At 72.4% G+C, this 21,884-nt stretch carries 2 protein-coding genes; one reads left to right on the top strand and one right to left on the bottom strand.

Annotated elements, in window-relative coordinates:
* Positions 1-201 precede the first annotated feature (201 nt).
* Positions 202-2,160 (top strand): hypothetical protein, encoded by a 1,959-nt coding sequence (locus tag ACGF13_RS08980; protein WP_392870721.1) that lies wholly within the window; start codon positions 202-204, stop codon positions 2,158-2,160.
* A 61-nt stretch (positions 2,161-2,221) separates the two neighbouring features.
* Here the strand turns inward: ACGF13_RS08980 and ACGF13_RS08975 are convergent, their stop codons facing one another.
* Entirely contained in the window at positions 2,222-21,874 is a 19,653-nt protein-coding gene (locus ACGF13_RS08975) for a toxin glutamine deamidase domain-containing protein (protein ID WP_392870718.1), read from the bottom strand.
* Positions 21,875-21,884: the final 10 nt, after the last annotated feature.

Here is a 21,884-nt window from a genome sequence, read left to right as displayed (position 1 = left end):
CACCGGGTGTCCGACGGGACTCCACCGAATCCACCCGCACACAGCACGGACACCACGCGCCCAGGGTTCACCGCCCCGGCCGATTCCTTCGGACGGCGGGCACCCGCCACCGTGCTCCCGGGCTCCTCGGAGGTGAACCGCCGGGCCGGGCCGGGGCGTTCACACTGTCGACCTTTTTCAGGTCCCGACCGAGGAGAGCCCATGCCCCAACACCGCGCCCGTCGGCGCACCGCCCTGCGAGCCGCCGTCGCCGTGTCCGCGCTGGCCGGACTCGGCGCCGCCTGGGCGGCACCGGCGGCCCTCGCCGCCGACCCGCGGCCCAACCCCGGCAAGGCCGCCCCCGACGCGACGGACTGGCTGAAGCTCGCCGGCGGGCGCCTGGTCTACGGCCAGGACGCCCAGGGCAACCGGATCCCCGACTTCAGCTACGCCGGCTACCGCAACGGCACCCAGCCGCTGCCGACCGCCAAGGTCGCCGTCACCCTGGACCCGGCCCCGAACGGCGACGACAGCGACCGCATCCAGCAGGCCCTCGACAAGGTCGCCGCCCTGCCGCAGGGCCAGGACGGGCTGCGCGGGGCCGTCCTGCTGACCGCCGGGACGTACCGGGTGGGCAAGCCGCTGCGGATCAAGGCCTCCGGGGTGGTGCTGCGCGGCGCGGGCAGCGGCACGGGCGGCACCAGGCTGGTGGCCTCCGGCCAGCCGCGCCCGCTGGTGGAGCTGTCCGGCGAGGGCGCGCCGCAGAAGAGCGGCGCCGAGCACGCCGTCACCGACGCCTACGTCCCGGTGGGCGCGACCACGCTGACCCTCGACTCGGCCGCCGGGCTGAAGGTCGGGCAGAGCATCGTGGTCCAGCGGCCGCAGGAGGACGCCTGGATCAAGGCGATCGGCATGGACCGCATCCCCGACCGAGACAACGGCACCGCCTCGAAGCCCTGGACCCCCAACGACGGCCTGCAGTTCCAGCGCACCGTCACCGCGGTCGACGGCAACCGGATCACCCTGGACATCCCGCTGACCAACGCCCTGGAGAAGGAGTACACCCACGCCAAGGTGTGGGCATACGACTTCCCCGGCCGGATCGGCCAGGTCGGCGTCGAGGGCTTCAGCGCCGACGGTTCGGCCTTCGTCCAGACCCCGGGGTACGACGAACACGGCTACTCCGCCTCCCGGTTCGTCCACTTCGCGGCCGTCCAGGACGCCTGGGCCCGGGACATCGCCGCCGACCGCTTCGGCGCGGGCATCGGCTCGATCGGTTCCACCGCCTCCCGGGTCACCGTCACCGACACCTCCGCGACGGGCATGGAGAAGGCGATCCCCCAGCGCGCGCCCTTCGCCCAGCCCGGCGCCTACAGCATCGACGGGCAGCAGAGCCTGGTGGTCAACTGCAAGGTGAGCGGCAGCAATCTGCACGCCTGGCTGACCGGCCCCCGGGTGGCCGGGCCGAACGTGTTCTCGCACTGCACCTCGGACAACGTCGGCGGCTTCCGCCTGGACGCCGGCCCGCACCAGCGCTGGGCCACCGGCACCCTGTACGACAACATCACCATGCTCCACTCGCGGGGCCCCAACGACGACCTCGCCCTGACCAACCGCGGCAACGCGGGCTCCGGGCAGGGCTGGGCCGGCGCCAACCAGGTCATGTGGAACGCCAACGTCGGCTACTACGGCGTGGAGAACCCGCCCACGGCGCACAACTGGGCGTTCGGCACCCGCGGCACCCCGGTGGAGGGCCGGCAGAGCGGCGTCCTGGTCTCCACCGGCACCCCGGTGCAGCCCGAGAGCCTGTACGCCCAGCAGCTCGCGGAGCGCGGCGGCGCGGCCCCCGCCCCCAAGCCGGCGCCGACCTCGGCCCCGGCCACCACCCCGGCGGCGGCCCCGAGCGGCAGCCCGACGGCCAGGCCGACCTCCGGCACCACCCCCGGCCCGACCACCGCCCCGGCGACCACCCCCGGCGGCACCGCCACGCCGTCCGCCGGCGGCAGCAGCACCTCGGCGGCCGCCGTCGTGGCCGCCGCCCAGCCGCCCGGCAGCAGCCTGGCCGCGACCGGCTCCGGCGACCTCTCCACCGCGCTGACCGTCGCCGGCGGCGCGCTGCTCGCGGGCGGCCTCGCGGTCGGCATGGCCCGCGAGCGCCGCCGCGGCCGGCACACCGGCTGACCCCGGCACGGCACGGCCGACGGCCCCCGGGCGGTGGATCCCCACCGGCCGGGGGCCGTTCTCATTTCGTCAGCTCCTGGAAGATCAGGTCGGCCAGCCCGCCCCCGGGTCGGGCGTCGACGAGCGGGGGTTGCGGCTCGGGCTCGGGCTGCGGCTGCGGCTGCGGCTCAGGTTCCGGCGCGGGCTGCGGCTGCGGCGCGGGCTCAGGTCCCGGCTCCGGCTCACGCTCAGGTTCCGGCTGCGGCTGCGGCTGCGGCTCAGGCTCAGGTTCCGGCGCGGGCTGCGGCTCCGGCCGGGCGTCGGCGGGCTCGTCCGTCGCCGAGGGCTTCGCCGCTGGCTGCGTCCCGGTGTTCTGGCGGTCCGTCTCCAGCTGCTTGGTGCCGGTGTGCCGCCCGTAGTCGTCGAAGCTCTCCAGCCGTACCGTCCCGTCCCGATCGGCCAGCAGCAGGTCGACCGGCGCCATCAGCATGTCCGCCGTCTGCTGGGCGACCCAGACCGGATCGTCCCCGAGCGAGCCGTGCTCCGCCCGAAGCACCACCCGCAGCGACCTCGGGTCAAGCTCCGACAACTTCGGCGCCAGCTTCTGCAGCAAGTCGTCCGACGTCAGCGGCCCGCCATCGGACAACTCACGAACGTCGAACCGCTGCGGGTCACGCCCGTCCCCGGGAGCCTCGTAGCGCACCGAGTCCCAGGGCACCGTGTTCCCGTCGCCGTCGGCCGGGGTGCGCGCGGGAGCCGACTTGTCGGAGTCGATCCCGTAGAAGTCCCGCAGCTGCGCGTCGCTGAGGAGGGACGACTCGACCGGGCGGAGCTTGGACGCGAGGTTCTCCTCGGTGAGCGGCAGCCCCTCCTTGAGGACGTCCCCGACGGCGTCGGCCACCGACTTCAGGTGCTCGGTCGTCACGAGGTCGACGCCGCCGTACAGGTGGTCGGCGTAGTTCGTGACCGCCGTGACCGTCGGCAGTCCGGGGAACATCCCGTTCGCGAGGTCGGCCAGCTGCCGGACCGCGTGGAGCTGCCGCACGCCGGGCGCGTCCAGGGTGGGGGCGCCGGAGCCGTGGATGGAGCGGTCCAGCCGGACCACGTCGAGCACCTTGTGGTGCAGCACGGCGGCGTCCCCGGGCAGGTCGCCCGACGTCAGGCCGAGGGCGTCCGCGAACTGGGCGATCACCTGGTCGCCCGGGCCGGCGGGGGTGTTGAAGAGGTCCCCGTCCGCTCCGGCGACGAGCCGGTCGAACCTCGCCATGCCCTCGACCAGGTGGTCGGCGATCTCGTGGGCGGTGTAGCCGCCGAGGAACAGCTCGAAGGAGTTGGTCAGCACGGCGGGCTTGAAGCCCTGCTCGATCAGGAACTTCTGCATCAGGACGCTGACGTTCACCCGGCTGTTGGCGTCGGAGAACGGCTGGACCATCTGCAGCGCACGGGTCACCCGGCCGATCGCGACCAGCTTGCCGTGGTCGTCGCCGGCCGCCGCGACCTCGGCGTAGTAGTGGTCCAGTACGGACTGGACGTGGTCGGGCGCGGTGCCGTGCGGGTAGTTGATCGAGATCATGCCTTCGCGGGCCTTCCCCCGGGTGAACAGCACCAGCGGCACCTTCTCCTCGTACGCGGGGACGCCGCTCGTGAAGTCGGCCACCAGCTTGTGGCCGCCGAAGCGCTCGTCGGCGAGGTCGGAGGCCAGGGTGGTGCGGCCGGTGCCGCGCATGGTGGTGAACGTTCCGTCCTTGGTGCCGGACCAGATGGTGGCGACGTTCTTGCCGGAGCCCTCGACCAGGTGACGGGTCGCGAGGTCGTGCAGCTGCTCGTAGGAGCGCTTGTCGATCCGCGACCAGTCACGGGTACCGGACCGGCCGTCCAGCACCTCGCGGAAGAGCTCCGTCATGCCCTGGCGGAAGCCCGGGTACTTGGTCCGGTCCAGGTGGCTCGCGGCGTCACCGCCCGATTCGGTCAGCGCCTCCCCGTGGACGTTGGCATCGGTGAACAGCCGCCACCAGGAGGACTCGGGCATGAAGTCGGACAGCTTCGGGCCGGCGGGGGCCGGATCGGGTGCGGGACTCGGCTCGGAGTTCGGCTCGGAGTTCGGCTCGGAGTTCGGCTCGGAGTTCGGCTCGGAGTTCGGCTCGGCGTGGAGGGAGTCGGACACCTCCTCGGCCGGCTTGCCGGTGGCGTCCGGCTTCGGCTCGGCGTGGAGGGAGTCGGACACCTCCTCGGCCGGCTTGCCGGTGGCGTCCGGCTTCGGCTCGGGCACGGGCTTCGGCTCCGGCGCGGGCTCCGGCTTCGAGGCGGGGGTCTTCTCCGGCTTGGGCTCAGGAGCCGCCTCCGGCTTCGTGCTCGTGTCCGTGTCCGGAGTGGCGGCGGCGGGCTTCGGGGCCGGGTGCTTCGGCGTGGAGAGACCGTTCGGGCTGTCCTCGCTGAACGTCAGGACGTGGTCGCTCATCACCTTCGCGTCAGCGGTCTCCCGCTCGGGGATGTCGATGGTGATCGGGATGACACCCTTCTCCACCACCTCCTTGTCACCCTTGAAGAAGACGACCTCGACCTCCGCGAACCCGTCGTAACGCGCCATCGGCGTGTTGAACTTCGCGTGCGAGACCACCTGCCCCGCATTGCCGACCGACAGACCCTCACGACTGCGGTGCGATCCGCCGACGATCCCCTGGAACGTCCCCTCGACGGGACCCAGTTCGGTCTTTACCCCGCCCTGGACCTGCCCACCCCACATCGACCAGTCGAGCCTGGTCTTGGTGGCGCTGGTCGAGGTGGCATTGGAGGGGCTGAGTTCGACCTTGCCGTCCGTACGGTCGTACTCCAGCTGCAGGACCTTCAGGTTCACCTTCACCCCGCCGTCCGACACCAGCAACCGCCGCCCCGGCGAAGGCGTGGTGATCTCCTCACCCCGGGTCGCCGTACCGAAGTGGCTGGACAACTGCGCGTGATCGGTGGTGTTACGGGCCAGACTCTCCATCCGGTCCCACGTACGCGACCCGAAGAACTCACGGCCACGCAGCCGCAGGATGTCCTGCACACCGGACGAATCGCCGAGCCAGCGCATCACGTCGATGTCACGCAGACCCTCGCTCCACACCCGGGCCGGCGGCGCCTTGACCACCTTCTCCACCGGCGGCTCGGTAGGCGCGGAATGGGGAGCCGGTGCGGTGCGGTGCTCGGGCGCCTCGAAGGGCTTGGGACTCGGCCCGGTGGAGGGTCGGCCCTCGCCCGCCTCGATCGCCGTCTCGAAGCCGATCTTCGCCGTGTCGACGCTGTGGACGGTCGTGCCGAGCTTGCGCACCTCCCGCCAGGCCTGCCCGGCGGCCGACTTGACGTGCTCGAAGGCCGTCCCGGGCACGTGGTTCCCGCCCGGCTCGACCAGCCGGTTCGGATCCCCGAGGGAGACCAGCGGACGCCGCTCCATCCGGAAGAAGAGCGTCGCCTCACCCGTGTAGACACTGCCGGGCAGCTTGGCCTTGGTCGCCGCACCCGCCGTGGTGCGCTGCGCCTGGACATCCAGCTGGTCATGGCCCCAGGAGTGAGTCACGGAACCACCGGCGGTCACCGCCGGGCCCACCGGAAGCGGATTGCTCGTCCCCTGGACGGAGACGGTGACGCTGTTGCCCCGGCCCGCGCCGTAGCTGGTGACACCGTCCGAGCTGGCCATGGACTTCTGCACCTGGGTGCCGGTGTTGAACTCGGTCTGCGAGGTCTCCCCCGTGTGCTCCAGCCGGGAGACACCCGCCGTGATCCGCACCGTGCTGCGACCGTGCTTCACCACGATCTCGTGCCCGGACATCATCGACTTCAACTGCGGCTGCAACTTGGTGACATCGAGCTCGGCGAGGAGCTTCTCCCGCATCCCGCCCCAGTCCGAACCGAGCGCCTTGGCACCCCGCCCGCTGATCCGCTCGACCGCGCTGTCACCGACGGAGCGGCGATCCTCGGTGCCGCCGCCGTCGCGCGGGCGCAGCGGGTAGACGTCGGTGACGACGTCGGAGGAGCCGAGGCGGTGGGTCTTCTCGACGCGGGCGGGCGGGTCGAGCGGCTTCTTCAGCGGCGCCGTCTCGGTGCTGCCGTGCAGCGGGGCGTCACGCAAAGGCACGGCGACGGTGGTGTGGACGGGGACGGTGAGGTCGGGGGCGGTGACCTTCTGGCCGAGCCGCTTCGCCTCGATGTGGACGGTGAACTCGGCGGTGCCGCTGAACAGGCCGGCCGGTTCGACGGTCTTGCCCTTGCTGACGGTGGCACCGGTGGTGTCCACGGTCGAGCCGTGCGCGAAGTCGTTGCGGCGGGAGAGGTTGAGTCCGAGGTCGACGTGCGGGAGCTTGAAGCGGAAGGGGGCCGAGAAGACGTCGCGGACCCGCCGGTCCTTGCTGGTGCCGGTCGACACCCGGGTCTGGCTGCCCAGTTCGAACTCGAACTTGTCGACGGTGTCGGTGTGCGCGAAGTCCTTCCGCAGACCGGCCTTGACCGTGACGGTGGTGTCCCAGCCGTGGACGGACAGGTGCTCGGTGAGCTTGGCGCCGCGGGTGAGCTTGGACAGCTGCGGCTTCAGCGCGAACGGGTCGAAGCTGCTCTTGATCTTGCTCAGCACGTCGTCGGGGACGCTGCCGAACTCCTTGTGCAACGTCTTCTCGATGCCGTCCAGGACCGCGGTGTCGCCGTTGCCGAGGCTGTGCACCACGTCGGAGGCGCTCATGGCGCCGCGGTCGGTGATGCGGTGCGGCGGGTCGTGCTGCTCGCCGGGGCCCTTGTGGGCGACCGGGGTGCCCGTGCCGGGGCCGGTGAACAGCGCGCGGCCGTCGGCGCCGACGGTGTACTTGCCGGTCTCCTTGCCGTCCAGGCTGACCTCGGCCCGGATCGGGACGGTGACGGTGTGGTCCTTGCCGTCCACGGTGAGCTTGATCTCGACGCCGATCCCGGCGTCGTAGATCTCCTGCGGGCGGGCGTACTTGCCGTTGGCGTACACCTTCTGCGAGTTGCCGTCCCGCCAGCCGTCGCGGTCGCGGACCTGGCGCGCGTAGCCGCCGCTGACGTCCATGCCCGTCTTGTCGGGCAGCGGGACGGTCCCGCCGCCCGCGCCCTGGACGGACTTGGTGTCGGAGATCAGCCGGCGGCCGGCCTTGAAGGAGGTGGTCTCGTCGACCGGGTTGAGCTCCGCCTTGGCGTTGGGCCGCTTGTACTCCAGCTCGGTGATGTGGGCGGTGGCGGAGACCTTGACGCCGTGCTTGAGCAGGGCGTTGGTGGTCTGCTCGGGCAGCTCCAGCCGGGTGCCGCGGGTCATCGAGGTCAGGTGGGACGCGACCATCGGGTGGCTGAAGAGCTGCTGGACGTCGCGCTTGACGTCCTTCCAGGAGCCGCCGAGCACCTCCGTGCCCAGTTGCTCGATCCCCTGGTGCAGCGGCTGCACGGTGGGCAGGTCGCGCACGGTGGTGGTGTCGCCGAAGCCGCCGCCGGTGCCGTCGGGCTTGCGCCAGACGCTGTCGGGCGGGCTGGGCACCGTGCTGCCGGGCTCGAAGGTCCTGGGCTGGCGCGGGGGTACGGACTCGGTCGCGACGTAGAGGGTCGGGTCGCCCGCGCCGGTGTCCTGGACGCTGCGGGCCTCGGCCTGCTCGATCAGGGCCCGGAAGTCGACCGCGGTCTTCGCGGTGTCGACGGACTTGCCCAGCGGCGAGTCCTTCTCGAACTTCAGGGTGAGCTCGGCCCGCCCGTCGAAGACCACGCCGGGGCCCTTGGTCTTGGTGGTGAGCAGGACCTCCTGGCTGCTGCCGGAGATCTGCACCGTGTCCCGGATGAGCTGGAGGCCACCGCCACCGGAGCCGGTCGACTTGTCGACGGCCGAGCCCGAGACCACGCCGGGCAGCGGGAGTTGGACGCCGTCGCTGCCGCTGTGCTGCTCGGTGCGCACGCGCTGGACGCCGGTGCCGACGTTGAACTCGGTCTGCGCGGTCCCGCCGACCTGCCGCATCGCCTTGACGGAGGCGGTGACCTCCACCGAGCCGGTCACCAGGCCGGACTTGTCGGCCACCTCGATCCGGGTCGGCTCGCCGGACATCATGCCCTTGAGGTCCTGCTGGAGCCGGGTGAGGTCGAGTTCGGCGGTCAGCTTCTCCCGCAGGGTCGGCCACACGCCGCCGAGCACCTCCGCCGCCTTGTCCTCGACGCCGTCGAGGATCTCCTGCATCGGGTGGTCGGCGTCCGGCCGGCCGTGCCGGTGGGTGGAGACGTCGAGCACGATGTCGGAGCCGCCCAGCCGCCCGCCCTCGACCACGCGCTGGGGCGGGGCGAAGAGCTTGTCCTTGGGCAGCGGCGTCACGGCGCCGTGGGAGTCCAGGGTGTCGCGGACGGGGATGCCGACCGTGGCACCGATGTCCAGCCGCTTCACCCGGTCCTCCGGCTTGACGGCCACCGGCTCGCCACGGTGGGTGAGTTCGGTGAAGTCGACGGCGAGGTGGAGCTTCCCGGCGAACAGGGCGCCCGGCTCGACGGTCTTCCCACGGGCGATGGACCGGCCGACCTCGACCGAGGTGCCGCCCTTCAACGAGTCGTGCTGGTAGCCGAAGGTCTCGGTGAACTCGGTCTTGCCGGCCTTGAACTTGGCCTGCGCGGAGGCGTTGAAGCGGTTCAGGCTGTCGGACTGGAGACCGACGGAGGCGTGTCGGTCGGAGCCGTTCTCGAACTCGACGCTCGGTGCGGTGTCCTGGTGCACCAGACCGTCCACGTCCACCCGGACGGAGATCTTGCCGGACCAGCCGTTCGTGTCGAACGGCGCCTCCCAGACATCGCCCCGGGACAGGGCGGTCAGCCGGGGACGCAGCGCGTTCGGGTCGAAGAAGTCCCTGGCGAGCGTACGGCCGGCGGGCAGGTCGTTCGGGAAGGCGGACTCGAAGAGTTTGACGATCTGCTCGTGGACGGCGGTGTCACCGTGGTGCAGGCCGACCACGAGGTCGGAGGCGGAGAGCCTGCGGTGGTTGGTGATGCGGGTGGGCGGCAGGCGCAGCTCGTCCGGGCCGAGCGGCGTCTTGGGCGTGAACGCGGGGTCGTGCGACCCGTGGCCGTCGCCGGACTCCGTCGAGAACACGGACATGGCGAACACCGAGGCCGGCGGGGACGGCGGCGGAGAGTCGGGCGCGGGGTGGAGCAGCGGGTCGTGCTCCGGCGCGGTGACGACGATGGTCGGCGCCTCGGGGCGGTGGGGTGCGGGCTTGGGCTCGGGCTTGGCCTCGGGTTCGGGCTTCAGCGCGGGCTCAGGCTTCGGCGCGGGCTCGATCACGGGCTCGGTCACGGGCTTCGGCGCAGGGGCCGACTCCGTCTTCACTTCGGGCTTGATCTCAGGCCCGGGCTCGGGCTTGACCTCGGCCTTGGGCTCGACCTTGGGCTCGGCCTTGGGCTCCGGCACGGGCGGACGGCTGGCGTCGTAGTGGTTGGTGCCGTTGTAGTACACCGTCACCTGGTGGCCGTCCGGGCGGCCGTAGCGGGCGTACTCGGCGTGGCTGCCGTCCTCGCCGGGGCCGAGGATGCGCAGCCGGATGCCGAGGGCGTCGGCGAGCAGCGGCGGGAAGGTGTCGCCGAACCCCTGCCACCAGGAGTGCTCCCAGTTCTCCACCGCGTGCTGGAGACCGGCGAACTCCTCCGGGGAGAGCGGAAGGTCGGAGGCGGTGCGGTGCCAGACCTGGAGATCGACGAGCTGGGCGTCGGGCAGGTCGTGCAGCTCGATCTGCTCGGGTGTGCCGAGCAGGTACTCGAACTGCCGCTGCGGGCCGGTGGCGCCGTCGGCGAGGTTCCAGCCGACCTCCTCCTCGACCGTACGCCGGTCCTCGCCCTGGGCCACCCGCTCGTCGACGTACTGGCGGCGCAGCTCGTGCGGGTCGCTCGCGGGCTCCTTCCCGAGCCCGCGCAGCCAGTCCTCGGCCCTGGCCTGCTCGGCCGGGCTCTTGAACTTCCACGGGACGGTCCGTTCGGCCTGCTCCCGGGCCGACGCGTGGTCGGCGCCGGTGGACGTCAACTCGCGGGTGAGCGCGGTGACGTAGCGGTCGCGCAGCAGCGTGCTGGGGACCACCTCGTGGGTGGCGACCCCGGCGACGCCCAGGTCCAGCAGGCCGTTGAGCAGCTGGGGGCGTTCCTGCCGGCCCAGGCGGTCGGCGAGGTCCCGGGTGGCGGCCTTGCGGTAGTTGTGGGTGACCTCGATCGGCAGCTTGTCCGGCCCCTGGGCGGTCAGGTGGTCGGAGACGGCGCGCTTCATCGCCTCGGCCGTGGTGGGTGCCGGGCCGCGCGAGGTCGGGCCGGTGGCGCCGTGCTCGGCGAGTGCCTGGTGCACGGCGTCCGGACGGCTGGTGGCCACCGAGTTGAGCAGGCAGAGGCCGTCGCCGGAGACCTGGACGCGCTCGCCGGGGGCCGGGAAGTGCTCGACGACGTCCTCGGGGGTGTGGACCGGAGTCTGCGGCGCAGGGCCGGTGGTGGACTCGTGGGCCTGCGTCGTGCCGGTGGGGCCGGTGCCGTCGGTGCCGGTGAAGGCGTCGGGAACGGCCAGACGGACCGTCTGCTCGTCCGGGTGGGTCGCGGCCGCGTTGAAGCCGCCCTCGCCGGCGACCGGCCGGTTCTCGTGGTCGAGCACGATCGCCCAGACCCGGGTGACGTCCTGCGGCAGCGGGTTGTCACCCGGCGAGTGCAGGCCCTGCTGCGCATCCACCCAGACCAGGCCCTCACCCGGTACGTTCGCCAGGTTCCACGCGTGGCCCTTGCCGTCGGCCGTCCACGCCAGCACGATCGCGTCCGACCCCGGACCGCCCGCCGTCACCCGGCGCGCCACCTCGTCCAGGCCCGCACGACCGAGACCGACGTACTCCGCCGGCTGCCCCGTCCACTCCTGTACATCGCCGTGTGCACCCGCGTGGCGTTCCGTCAACGACGGCGCGACCTGCGGGTCCCCGTGGAAGGTCGCGTGGAACGCCATCGCGGCCGCCACGCAGTTCACGTCCGACAGCAGACCGCCGGCACCCTCACCCGGGTTCACCAGCTTGACGATCTCCGAGGGAGGTGTGAACTTCCGCGGCCCGTCCGGGCCGTTCACCACCTGCTCCAGCGCACGCCGAGCCTCCGGACCGGGCGTGCCGTACCCGCCGTCCGAGAACTCCTTGAGGAACGAGTCCAACGGACGCAGCGGGCGCGGACCGCCGGCCTCCGCGTCGCCGTCCAGCCGAGGACGCTTCGCGGGCTGCTCCGGGGCCGACGGCTTCGAGGGGTCGGTGTCGGTGTCGGCGTGCGAGGCCTCGAACTCGTCGCGGCCCCGGCGGCGGGACGGCCGCTGCGGCTGCTCCGGGCCCGGTTCGGGGTCGCGCGGCGGCAGGTTCGGCTTCTCCGCGCCGGGCTTCGACGTGTCGGACTTCGACGTGTCGGGGGCCTTCGGGAGGCTGCCCGGGTCCCCGTCGGGGGAGACGGTCGGGCGGGGGGTGCTCGTGAGGGAACGGAAGATGTCCTCCTCCGCCGAGGCCGGCTTCGGACGCGCCTCCGGCTCGGGCTTCGCGGCCGTCTCGGGCTCGGGCTTCGGGGCAGCCTCCGGCTCGGGCTTCGGGGCGGACTCCGGCTTCGGTTCAGGGGCCGCCTCCGGCTTGGGAGCCGGCTCCGGCTTCGGGGCGGGGGCCGCCTCCGGCTTCGGAGCAGCCTCCGGCTTGGGCTCAGGAGCCTTCTCCGGCTTCGGAGCCGCCTCCGGCTTCGTGCTCGTCTCCGTGTCCGTGTCCGGAGTGGCGGCGGCGGGCTTCGGGGCCGGGTGCTTCGGCGTGGAGAGGCCGTTCGGGCTGTCCTCGCTGAACGTCAGGACGTGGTCGCTCATCACCTTCGCGTCGGCGGTCTCCCGCTCGGGGATGTCGATGGTGATCGGGATGACACCCTTCTCCACCACCTCCTTGTCCCCCTTGAAGAAGACAACCTCGACCTCCGCGAAGCCGTCGTAGCGCGCCATCGGCGTGTTGAACTTCGCGTGCGAGACGACCTGGCCCGTGTTGCCGAGCGACAGGCCGTCGCGGCTGCGGTGCGATCCGCCGGCGATGCCCTGGAACGTCCCCTCAACGGGGCCAAGTTCGGCCTTGACGCCGCCCTGGACCTGCCCACCCCACATCGACCAGTCGAGCCTGGTCTTGGTGGCGCTGGTCGAGGTGGCGTTGGAGGGGCTGAGTTCGACCTTGCCGTCGGTGCGGTCGTACTCCAGCTGCAGGACCTTGAGGTTCACCTTCACCCCGCCGTCCGACACCAGCAGGCGCCGCCCCGGCGAAGGCGTGGTGATCTCCTCACCCCGGGTCGCCGTACCGAAGTGGCTGGAGAGCTGGGCGTGGTCGGTGGTGTTGCGGGCCAGGCTCTCCATCCGGTCCCAGGTACGGGACCCGAAGAACTCACGGCCGCGCAGTCGCAGGATGTCCTGCACACCGGAGGAGTCGCCCAGCCAGCGCATCACGTCGATGTCGCGCAGGCCCTCGCTCCAGACCCGGGCGGGCGGTGCCTTGACCACCTTCTCCACCGGCGGCTCGGTGGGAGCCGGGGCGGGGGCCTGGCCGGTGCGGTGCTCGGGCGCCTCGAACGCCGTGGGCTTGCCGTTCTTGGCTCCGCGTCCCTCCCCCGCCTCGACTGCTGCCTCGAAGCCGATCTTCGCCGTGTCGACGCTGTGGACGGTGGTACCGAGCTTGCGCACCTCCCGCCAGGCCTGGCCGGCGGCCGACTTGACGTGCTCGAACGCCGTCCCGGGCACGTGGTTCCCGCCCGGCTCGACCAGCCGGTTCGGGTCCCCGAGGGGGACCAGCGGACGCCGCTCCATCCGGAAGTAGAGCGTCGCCTCACCGGTGTAGACACTGCCGGGCAGCTTGGCCTTGGTCGCCGCACCCGCCGTGGTGCGCTGCGCCTGGACATCCAGCTGGTCATGGCCCCAGGAATGGGTGACGGAACCACCGGCCGTGACCGCGGGGCCCACGGGCAGCGGGTTGCTCGTCCCCTGGAGCGAGGCGGTGACGGTGTTGCCGCGCCCGGCGCCGTAGCTGGTGACGCCGTCGGAGCTGGCGAAGGTCCGCTGGACCTGGGTGCCGGTGTTGAACTCGGTCTGCGAGGTCTCCCCCGTGTGCTCCAGCCGGGAGACACCCGCCGTGATCCGCACCGTGCTGCGACCGTGCTTCACCACGATCTCGTGCCCGGACATCATCGACTTGAGCTGCGGCTGGAGCTTGGTGACATCGAGCTCGGCGAGGAGCTTCTCCCGCATCCCGCCCCAGTCCGAGCCGAGCGCCTTGGCACCCCGCCCGCCGATCCGCTCGACCGCGCTGTCACCGACGGACCGGTGGTCCCCGGCGCCCGCCGGGTGCGAGCCGGTGCCGGTACCGCCGCCGGTGCCGCCGTCGCGGGGGCGCAGCGGGTAGACGTCGGTGACGACGTCCGAGGAGCCGAGGCGGTGGGTCTTCTCGACGCGGGCGGGCGGGTCGAGCGGCTTCTTCAGCGGCGCCGTCTCGGTGCTGCCGTGCAGCGGGGCGTCACGCAGCGGAACGGCGACGGTGGTGTCCACCGGCACGTGGACGTCCGGTGCGGTGACCTTCTGGCCCAGCCGCTTCGCCTCGATGTGGACGGTGAAGTTGGCGGTGCCGCTGAACAGGCCGGCCGGTTCGACGGTCTTGCCCTTGCTGACGGTGGCACCGGTGGTGTCCACCGTCGAGCCGTGGGCGAAGTCGTTGCGGCGGGCGAGGTTGAGGCCGAGGTCGACGAACGGGAGCTTGAAGCGGGTGGGCAGGGAGAGCGCGTCACGGATGCGCCGGTCCTTGCTGACGCCCGAGGTGACCCGGGTCTGGGTGCCCAGCTCGAACTCGAACTTGTCGACGGTGTCGGTGTGCTTGAAGTCCTTGTCGAGGCCCGCCCTGACCGTGACGGTGGTGTCCCAACCGTGGACGGACAGGTGCTCGGTGAGCTTGGCGCCGCGGGTGAGCTTGGACAGCTGCGGCTTCAGCGCGAACGGGTCGAAGCGGTTCTTCACCTTCATCAGCACGTCGTCGGGCACGGAGCCGAACTCGCGCTTGAGGGTGTTCTCGATGTTCTTGAGCACCTCGATGTCGCCGCGGCCGAGGCTGTGCACCACGTCGGAGGCGCTCATGGCGCCGCGGTCGGTGATGCGGTGCGGCGGGTCGTGCTGCTCGCCGGGGCCCTTGTGGGTGACCGGGGTACCGGTGCCGGGGCCGGTGAAGTGGGCGCGGCCGTCGGCGCCGACGGTGTACTTCCCGGTCTCCTTGCCGTCCAGGCTGACCTCGGCCCTGATCGGGACGGTGACCTCGTGGTCCTTGCCGTCGACGGTGAGCTTCACCCGAACGGCGAGCCCGGCGTCGTAGATCTCCTGCGGGCGGGCGTACTTGCCGTTGGCGTACACCTTCTGTGAGTTGCCGTCGCGCCAGCCGTCGCGGTCGCGGACCTGTCGCGAGTAGCCGCCGCTGATCTCGGCGGTGTTCTTCCCGCCGAGGCCGACGGTCCCGCCGCCCGAGCCCTGGACGGACTTGGTGTCGGAGATCAGCCGGCGGCCGGCCTTGAAGGAGGTGGTCTCGTCGACCGGGTTGAGCTCCGCCTTGGCGTTGGGCCGCTTGTAGTCCAGTTCCGTGATGTGGGCGGTGGCGGAGACCTTGACGCCGTGCTTGAGCAGGGTGGCGGCCAGCCGCTCGGGGGCCTCCAGCGGGACGCCGCGGGTCATCGAGGTCAGGTGGGAGGCGACCATCGGGTGGCTGAAGAGCTGCTGGACGCCGTCCTTGACGTCCTTCCAGGAGCCGCCGAGCACCTGCTTGCCCAGCTCGTCGACGCCCTGGTGCAGCGGCTGCACGGTGGGCAGGTCGCGCACGGTGGTGGTGTCGCTGAAGCCGCCGCCGGTCCTGTCCGGGCGCTGCCAGAGGCCGTCGGGCGGGCTGGGGACCTCGGTGCCGGGCTCGAAGGTCTTCGGCCTGCCCGGGCCGGGCGCCTCGGTGGCGACGAAGAGGGTCGGGTCGCCGGTGTCCTCGTGCTTGACCGGGCGGGTCTCGCTCTGCTCGATCAGGGCCCGGAAGTCGACCGCGGTCTTCGCGGTGTCGGTGGCCGTCCCGAGCGGCGACTTCCGTTCGAAGGTGAGGGTGAGCTCGCTGCGCCCCTCGTAGACCACGCCGGGGCCCTTGGTCTTGGTGGTGAGCAGGACCTCCTGGCTGTTGCCGGAGATCTGCACCTTGTCCCGGATGAGCTGGAGGCCACCGCCGCCGGCGCCGATCGACTTGTCGGCCCCGCTGCCGGACACGACGCCGGGCAGCGGCAGTTGGAGGCCGTCGCTGCTGGTGTCCTGGACGCTGCGGACGCGCTGGACGCCGGTGCCGACGTTGAACTCGGTCTGCGCGGTCCCGCCGACCTGCCGCATCGCCTGGACGGAGGCGGTGATCTCGACCGAGCCGGTCACCAGGCCGGTGTCGTCGACGACCTCGATCCGGGTCGGCTCGCCGGACATCATGCTCTTGAGGTCCTGCTGAAGGCGGGTGAGGTCGAGTTCGGCGGCCATCTTCTCGCGCAGCTTCGGCCAGATGCCGCCGAGCACCTCCGCCGCCTTGTCCTCGACGCCGTCGAAGACCTCCTGCATCGGCCGGTCGGAGTCGGGGCGGCCGTGCCGGTGGGTGGAGACGTCGAGGACGATGTCGGAGCCGCCGAGCCGGTGGCCGTCCACGACGCGCTGCGGCGGGGCGAAGAGCTTCTCGTGGTCCAGCGGCACCGGCGCTCCGTGGGAGTCCAGGGTGTCGCGGACGGGGATGCCGATGGTGGCGCCGATGTCGAGCCGCTGGACCCGCTCCCCGCCCTCGGGGACGACGGGCCGGCCACGGTGGTTGAGCTCGGTGAAGTCCAGGGCCAGGCGCAGCTTGCCGGCGAACAGGGCGCCGGGCTCGACGGTCTTGCCGCGGGCGATGGAGCGGCCGACCTCGGCCGACACGTTGCCGTGCATCTCGTCGTGCTGGTAGCCGAAGGTCCCGGTGACGTCGACCTTGCCGATCTTGGCCTTGGCCTGCAGACCGGCGTTGAAGCGGTTCAGGCTGTCGTCCTGGAGGCCGATCGAGGCGTGCCGGTCGGAGCCGTTCTCGAACTCGACGCCGGGGGCGGTCTCCTGGTGGTGCAGGTCCTCGACGTCGACCCGGACGGAGATCTTCCCGGACCAGCCGTTGGTCTCGAACTTCGCCTCCCAGACGTCGCCGCGGGAGAGCGCGGCCAGCTTGGGGCGCAGGGTCGCGGGGTCGAAGAAGTCCTTCGCCATCGTCCGGGCGGCGGGCAGGTCGTCCTTGAACCTGTCCTCGAAGAGCTTGGTGATGTGCTGGAAGACGGTCGTGTCGTCCTGGTGCAGGCCGACCACGAGGTCGGAGGCGGACAGCCTGCGGTGGTTGGTGACACGGGCGGGCGGCAGGCGCAGCTCGTCCGGGCCGAGCGGCTTCTTCGGCGTGAACGCCGGGTCCTGGAGGTGGGGGCCGGTGGACTCCGTCGAGAACACGGACATGGCGAGGACGGAGGCCGGCGGGGACGGCGGCGGAGAGTCGGGCGCGGGGTGGAGCAGCGGATCGTGCGCCGGCTCGGTGACGACGATGGTCGGCACCTCGGGGCGGTGGGGTGTGGGCTTGGGTTCGGGCTTGGGTTCGGGCTTGGGTTCGGGATCAGGCTTGGGCTCGGGCTTCGGCGCGGGCTCAGGCTTGGGTTCGGTCACGGGCTTCGGCGCCGGGGCCGACTCCGTCTTCGCCTCGGCCTCGGGCTTGGCCTTGGCCTCGGGCTTGACCTCGGCTTCGGGCTCGGACACGGGCTTGGCCTTGGCCTCGGGCTTGACCTCGGCTTCGGGCTTGACCTCGGCTTCGGGCTTGACCTCGGCTTCGGGCTCGGACACGGGCTTGGCCTTGGCCTCGGGCTTGACCTCGGCTTCGGGCTCGGACACGGGCTTCGGGGCCGGGGCCGACTCCGTCCTGACCCCGGGCCCGGCCTCGGGCTTGGGCGCGGGCTTGGGCGCGGGCAGCGGCTCCGCCACGGCCTCCGGCTTCGGCGTCTCCGCCGACGGGCGGGGCCGGTCGTGGCCGCTGACGGTGGGCACGCTGTGCGGGGCGGGCGGGAGTACCGGGCCGTCGTGCCCGGCCGGGTGGACCGGGGGCGCGGTGGTCACCGGCGGCGCCGCCACGGGCGGACGGCTGGCGTCGTAGTGGTTGGAGCCGTTGTAGTACACCGTCACCTGGTGGCCGTCCTGGGGGCCGTACCGCAGGTACTCGGTGTGGCCGCCGAGGCCGTCCGGGCCGAGGATGCGCAGGCGCAGGCCGAGGGCGTCGGCCAGCAGCGGCGGGAAGGACTCGCCGTACCCCTGCCACCAGGAGTGCTCCCAGTTCTTGACGGCGTCCTGGAGGCCGGCGAACTCCGCGGGCGAGAGCGGCGTGTCCGAGATGGTCCGGTGCCAGACCTGGAGGTCGGCCAGGCCCGCGTCGGAGAGGTCGTGCAGACCGATCTGCTCGGGGCGGCCCAGCAGGAACTCGAACTGCTCCTCGGGGCCGACGGAGCCGTCGGCAAAGTTCCAGCCGACCTGGTGCTCGACGGTGTCGCGGTCCTCGCCCCGGGCGACCCGCTCGTCGACGTACTGCCGGCGCAGCTCGTGCGGTGAGGTCGCGGGTTCGAGTCCGTGGTCGCGCAGGTACTTCTCGGCGGCCCGCTGCTCCTCGGGGCTCTTGAACTTCCAGCTGACGTTCCGTTCGGCCTGTGCCCGGGCGGCGGCCGGGTCCCCGCCGGGGCCGGCGAGTTCGTGGGCGAGGGCGGTCACGTAGCGCTCGCGCAGCAGCGGCGCGGGGACGACCTCGTGGGTGGTGACGCCGGCGACGCCGAGGTCCAGCAGGCCGTTGAGCAGCTCGGGGCGGGTCTGCTTGGCGAGCTGCCTGCCGAGCTCCTGGGTGACGATCTTGCGGTAGCCGCGGGTGACCTCCGGCGGCAGCTTCTCCGGGCCCTGCTTGAGCAGGTGCTCGCCGACCGCCCGCTTCATCGCCTCGGGCGTCGAGGGCACGGCGTCGGGCCGGCTGGTGGCGACGGAGTTGAGCAGGCAGAGGCCGTCGCCGTCCACCCGGACCCGCTCGCCGGGCGGCGGGAAGGCTTCGACGGGCCCGGTGCCGGACTCGGTGCTGTGCTCGGCAACGGGCTCGGTGACATGGTCGGTGACGTGCTCGGCAACGGACTCGGGGGTGTGCGGGGCCGGGTGCGCCGGACCGTCCGTGCCGGTGAACGCCTCGGCGGGGGTCGGCCGGGCCGACCGCTCGTCCGGGTGCAGTGCGGCCGCGTTGAAGCCGCCCTCGCCGCGGACCGGCCGGTTCTCCGGGTCGAGGGTGATCGCCCAGACCCGGGTGACGTCCTGCGGGAGCGGGCGGTCGCCCGGGGAGTGCAGGCCCTGCTGGGCGTCGACCCAGACCAGGCCCTTGCCGGGGACGTTGGCGAGGTTCCAGGCGTGGCCCCGGCCGTCCTCGGTCCAGGCGAAGACCAGCGCGGCCGAACCGGGGCCGCCCTCGGTGACCCTGCGGGCGACCTCGTTCAGGCCGGTGCCGCCGAGGCCGAGGTACTCGGCGGGGTGGCCGGTCCAGTTCTGGGCGTCGGTGACGGCGCCGAGGTGGCGCTGCGACAGGGTGAGGGCCGTCTGCGGGTCGCCGTGGAAGGTGGCGTGGAAGGCCATCGCGGCCGCCACGCAGTTGACGTCGCCGAGCAGGCTGCCCTCGCCGTCCTTGGGGTTGACGAGTCGGACGAACTCCTCGGGGTGGGCGAACTTCTTCGGGCCGTCCGGGCCGGCCAGTGCCTGCTCCAGGGCGTGCCGGGCCGCCGGGTGGGCCGTGCCGTAGCCGCCGTCGGAGAACTCGTGGAGGAAGGAGTCCAGCGGGCGCAGCGGGTGCGGGGCGTCGCGGTCCGGGTCGAAGGGCGGGCGGCCGTCGGGGGTCTGCTGCTGTTCGGGCCGAGGGCGCTTGGCGGCCGGTTCCGGGATGTCCGTGCTGTCCGGGGTGTTCGGGGTGTTCGGGGCGGACCGGCCGGGGTCGCCGTGGTCGCTCGCGCTCTCGCTCTCGTACTCGTCCCGGCCGCGGCGTCGGGACGGCGGCTGCGGGGCGGCGTGGTCGTCCTGGTGCCGGACGGGCGGCGGGTCCTGGTGCTGGGTGGACGGGGTGTCCTGGTGCCCGGCCGACGGGGTGCCGTGCTCGGGGCGGGGGGTGTCGGCTCCGCCGAGGTGGCGGATCTGCCAGACCCGGCCGTCCTCGACGCCGATCGCCAGCCGGACGCCGTCGACGGTGCCCTCGTGCAGGATCAGGGCGCCGCTGGGGCGTTCCGGGTCGGGGTAGCTGCGGTCGGGGTGCTGGAGTACGTGGTGGGCGGCGGCGGCGAAGTCGGTGTCCGTCCAGTGCGGCAGCGCGCCCTCGGGGAAGTCCGTCTTGATCCACCAGGGCGCCAGCCACTCCTCCGTCCGGTCGGGGTCGAAGCCCTCGGGGCGGGCAGGCTCGGGGCGGGCGGGCTCCGGCCGGCCCGGCTCGGGCCGGGGCGCGGGCTGCTGGTCCGGGGTGCCGCCCGAAGTGCGGGGCGGGGTCGGCGGCTTGGGGTCCGGGCCGCCGGCCGAGCCGGTGGCGACGGCGTGGTCCGTCTGCTGCCCCCCGCCGACGGTCCGGCCCGGGCGGGCGGGCCGCACCGGCTCGTCGACGAGGGTGGTGCCGCCGGTGTCGGTCCGGACGGGCGCGGGGCGCTCCGGGGCGGGCCTGGCGCCGCCCTCGGTCTGCACCGGGCTCGGACGGCCGACCTTGCCGCCGTCGGAGGTGTCCGTCTTCCCGGAGCCCGTGACGGGGTCGGACTTGCCTGAGGTCGTGCCTGAGGTCGTACCGGAAGTCGTACCGCCGGCACCGGCGCCGGACGTGGTCGTCACCGGCTTGGGCGCCGGGTCGGCGAACAGGGTCTCCAGGTCCGCCCGGCCGAAGGCCTTGGCGAACAGCGCCGCGTACTCGACGTCCGGCGCCTCGCCCGTCCCGCGCGAGTAGCCGAGGACGTGACCGGCCGTCACCTCCTCGTGGTGCGGCCCGAGTCGGGGCACCGGGAACGGCGCCGGGTGGCCGGCGAGGTTGCTGAACAGCGAGAGGACGGTCATCGGGTGCAGGGGCGGGAAGTAGGCGCCCTTGCCGGCCTCGATCTCCTTGAACTGGACGTTCTGGACGTACGAGACCCACTTGTCGCCGACGCCGAGCTTGTGGAAGGCGGCGTGCAGGCCCTTGCCGAGCAGGCCCATGCCCATGCCGGCGCCGAAGGTGGCCGCGCTGGTGGTGAACTTGTGGCTGTCGTCGAAGATGAGGTTGTAGAAGCCCTCGGAGAGGTTGCCCTGCACGCCCTCCATCAGCTGGGAGCCGATGGCGAAGCCCAGGCGGTAGAGCTTGTTGCCCTCGCCCATGGCGGCGGCGAGCTTGGGCAGGTGCTCGGCGAGGGCGGAGATCCCGTGTTCGCCGAGCTCGGAGCCGCCGTGTTCCAGGACGGAGCGCAGCACGGTCCCGAGCGACTCGTTGCCGGCGCCGTGCTTGGTCCAGCCGGCGACGAAGGCCTCGGCGTACTCCTGGCCGAGCTTCCTGGCGGCGTCCTTGCCCAGCTGGGTGCCGAGGTGCTTCTCGAAGGAGCCCGCGAGGTTCTCGGTGAAGCGCTCGGCGACGCTGCCGGCGCCGGCCTTGCCGAAGCCCTGCTTCAGCCACGGCTCGACGCGCTGCATCTGCCGCCCGAGCGACTCCGAGAAGGCCTTGGCCTCCTCGTCGGTGAGCAGTTTGCGGACCGCTCCGCCGCCGCCCTTCCCGGCGCTCTCCAGGGCCGAACCCCCGGCCTTGCCGATGGACTTGGCGCCGGCCTTCTCCAGGTTGTCCAGCGCCGAGCCGCCGACCTCCTTGGTGACGGTGTCCAGGAGGTGCTTGAGCGCCTCCTTGTCGCCGCCCTTCATGACGTTGGTCAGTTCCTTGGAGAGGACCTTGCCCGCGTTCTTCCCGATCAGGTTGCCGATCAGCTTGCCCAGGCCCATGCCGAGCAGGTTGATCGGCCCGGCCAGCGCGCCGCCGATGACGCCGTTCAGCACGCTCTGCTTGAAGGAGCCGTCGAGGTCGAACTTCTTGCGGTCGCCGTGGGACATCTGGATGCCCTGGATGATCGAGTCCATCAGCATGCCGGTCACGATGCCCGTGAAGGTGTGCATCAGGATCGACTTGATCAGGAACTTCAGCAGCATCCACAGCGCCTGCCGGGTGAAGAAGTACGCCAGCGACAGGCCGGCGAAGCTCTCGCCGAAGGTGAAGGGCGCCCACAGGGTCGCCATGGTGATCTCGAAGACCAGCTGGATGAGCTGGGCGATCGCCATCCACTTGGTGTACTCGACCGAGTTGGCCACGTCGCCCGCGCAGTCGGCGAGCGCCTGGGCGGTGTCCGCGGCCTCCTTGACCTGGTCCGTGCCGTCCTTGCCGCCCCCGATGCCGATGTAGGCGTTCATCGCGTCGCTGAACGACCGGGCGGCCTCGCCCTCGAACTCCTGGCGGGCCTTGATCGCCACCGTCGCGATCAGCTCGTGGAGTTGCGGGATCTCCTTGGCGAGTACCTCGTACGCGTCCCGGACGTCGCGCAGTTCGCCTTCCTTGACCTGGGGCCAGGGCATGCCGGCCAGCGCGCCGAAGAGGTTGGCCAGGAAGTCGCCGGGGTCGAGGGACGGGTACGACACGGGGTGCTCT

This window comes from Kitasatospora sp. NPDC048286, from assembly GCF_043201735.1.
Classification (GTDB): Bacteria; Actinomycetota; Actinomycetes; order Streptomycetales; family Streptomycetaceae; genus Kitasatospora.
This window is presented reverse-complemented; position numbering and strand designations above follow the sequence as displayed.

Bases quoted from the DNA above. Each gene is read 5' to 3' on its own strand.
- ACGF13_RS08980 (WP_392870721.1), top strand. From the start codon at position 202: ATGCCCCAACACCGCGCCCGTCGGCGCACCGCCCTGCGAGCCGCCGTC.